Origin of the sequence: Vibrio ouci (assembly GCF_004551525.1) — a bacterium.
In the GTDB taxonomy this organism is placed as follows: domain Bacteria; phylum Pseudomonadota; class Gammaproteobacteria; order Enterobacterales; family Vibrionaceae; genus Vibrio; species Vibrio ouci.
The window spans coordinates 1-2,358 of record NZ_SATR01000130.1; the positions used below are offsets into that span (position 1 = coordinate 1).

The following is a 2,358-nucleotide window of genomic DNA, read 5'->3' on the forward strand; positions in this document are numbered from 1 at the left end:
TTGCTGCGCCTACGTATGTACACGTTGAACGTACACCACCAAGGATGTCAGAAATTGTATCGTGTACTGTGCCGCGGAATGGTAGAAGAACAGTTTTACCTTCAGCTGCGCGGTACTTAGCTACGCCACCAGAGTGCTTAGCCATAGCAGACTGAGAAGACATTCCATAGAATTTGACATAAATACAAGAAAGTCAATTAAAACAAAACCTTAAACCATTTTAGCTGTACTTATATACAGTTATATTTCCGTTTTATGGTGCATTAAACTGCCTTTTTTCAGCCTGTGTAGTCATTATGTAGTCATTTTTTTACTTGGGTATCAGTGAATAAATAGTCAAAAGTGTGGGGGTCATTTAAGCGTCTTAACAATGCTATTTAGTTTTTCAGGTAGTGACATCTTTTTACATTTTATAGCGAACAATCAGGTTTTCAATAAGTTACCATGATGAAATTATAAAAACACATGCATAATAACTAATAGCTCAGAAAAGGAAGACAATGTTAGTTGCTATAGAAAAACGATCTGAGGTTCAAAAAGTACAAGGTTCGTTCCTAAAACGAATACACGAAGAGCTAGCTCAGTCCGGCCAATACACCGTAGGTTACCAAGGTGGCAGCAGGCAATTAGAGCTTCACCACGACGAAAGCTTGTGGTTTGGACACAGACTGATAGAAGAAGAAGGAAAAATTCCCCGTTACTGGAATATCTTTGGCCATGCGGCGAATTTAGATCTGACTAAGTCAAACAATATAGTTGCTCAGCTCAACTTTCCCCTCAAAGGAAGAACAAAACAGGTACAAGGCATCATAGCTAAGGACGCTCAAGGCCAAGTGTGCCTGCTTCATCGCGGAAAACCTGGCGGTGGTGGCAAAGGACTAACCAGAGATGCTTTCCTCGACTGGACTTCACGTGAGCTAGTACAAGTCCAATTTAGAAGTGGGGAAATTGACGATGCTCTTCTCATTTGCACGCTAGACTCCCCTTCTCTTGCAAGTGATCTACTCAGCTTCATCGATGAGTTCGACACATTAAAGAAGTACCTAAAAAGTGGACAGCAAGACCCTTCAGAATTCCTAACACTTGCTCAGTTAAGAAAACGTGCACGCTTAAACGTAAACGTTAATAAAAAAAACAAAACAACAACCCAGACAATTGAAGTTAGGGAAAGGTGTGAGAACGTGAAGGCAATTGCGCTTAAGCACGCTGATGGGACGTGCCAGTTGTGTGATCGCCCTGCTCCTTTCAAAAAAACGAATGGAACACCATTTTTGGAAGTACACCATATTAAATGGCTTTCGAAAGATGGCCCAGATAGCGAAGAAAACGTTATTGGTTTGTGCCCTAATTGTCACAAAAGAATGCACATCCTCAACGAACAGTCCGACGTAAACAAACTAACCAAACGAGCCTTAGCTTTTGCGAGCAGTCATTAACGTAATCGCCGAGCCACAGCTCGGCGTTATTCATCTGCGTAGCGACCCAATCACATCACCCGATCCATCAAACCGTTATGGTTGCGGCTTAGTGCCATAATATCTTCGACTAGCTTTTCAATCTTCTGATGCTGCATCTTCATCAGGCCTTGAAACGCTTGGTACTCTCGTTCGTCTACCAATGTTAAACCATGTTGTTTAGCTTGTTGCTTAAGTAACTGTAACTCAGGCGCCTGGGTACGCAGTTCATTGGCGAGATCTTGTTTTAGGATTCGTTTGGCCAGTGCATGCTCGAATCCTTGTTCTTGTGACCAGGCATTAGTGCTGAATAGCGAGTTGTAATGGATGTGGATGTTTTGTGTCGTGACGTTCTTCGCTTTAGCGAGTTCGTAGATTAAGTCATTGATGGATAGGTCGCTTGAAAGTGCTGGACTTGATAGCTGTGGTACTTGGTCAATGGTCATGCTTTCAAAAGCGCGGATGACGTTAGGGTGAAATTTAGGGCTAATCCACATTGCGTATGAGTAGACCAGTTCTTTGCAGACCCAAGTACCGGCATTGCGACCGCCACGTTTGGTATTTACAGCAAAGTAAGAATTCTTACTTTGCTCAATTTCATTAATCAATTCTTGAGTTTGCTTGTTCTTAAGAAAATGAATTGGTTTATGGTTTTGTAGTCCACCACTCGCTTTATGCAGGTCATTTAACGAGTACAAGTTATCAAGTAAACGGATGTCTTGGCAAAGGATCGTTAGATTAGGCATGATGACCCCCTTGAGATCTAGTTTTGCTAAATCACCACTCAAAGGTACCAATCTATGGGTGGTGAACTGAACAGGGTTGGTACTACCGCTCTCAAGGACACGGCGCGCCGAAGCGCCCCCGCCCAGCCCACCATAATTTAGATAGTACAATTCCTAAT

Annotated in this window: 2 protein-coding genes and 1 pseudogene; 1 reads left to right on the forward strand and 2 read right to left on the reverse strand. The window is 42.7% G+C overall.

Translation table 11 applies throughout. The features are described from left to right. Positions 1–181 (reverse strand): annotated as a pseudogene (locus tag ELS82_RS24260) (IMP dehydrogenase); the annotation flags it as partial. Between the two features lie 319 nt (positions 182–500). Here ELS82_RS24260 and ELS82_RS24265 point away from each other — a divergent pair. Next, positions 501–1,436: an HNH endonuclease gene (locus ELS82_RS24265; RefSeq protein ID WP_134837687.1), complete on the forward strand. Its 936-nt coding sequence runs from the start codon at positions 501–503 to the stop codon at positions 1,434–1,436. A 50-nt stretch (positions 1,437–1,486) separates the two neighbouring features. Here the strand turns inward: ELS82_RS24265 and ELS82_RS24270 are convergent, their stop codons facing one another. Beyond that, positions 1,487–2,200 carry a KilA-N domain-containing protein gene (locus tag ELS82_RS24270; RefSeq protein WP_134837688.1) on the reverse strand — a complete coding sequence of 238 codons (714 nt, stop codon included), beginning with the start codon at positions 2,198–2,200 and terminating at the stop codon, positions 1,487–1,489. Positions 2,201–2,358 lie beyond the last annotated feature (158 nt).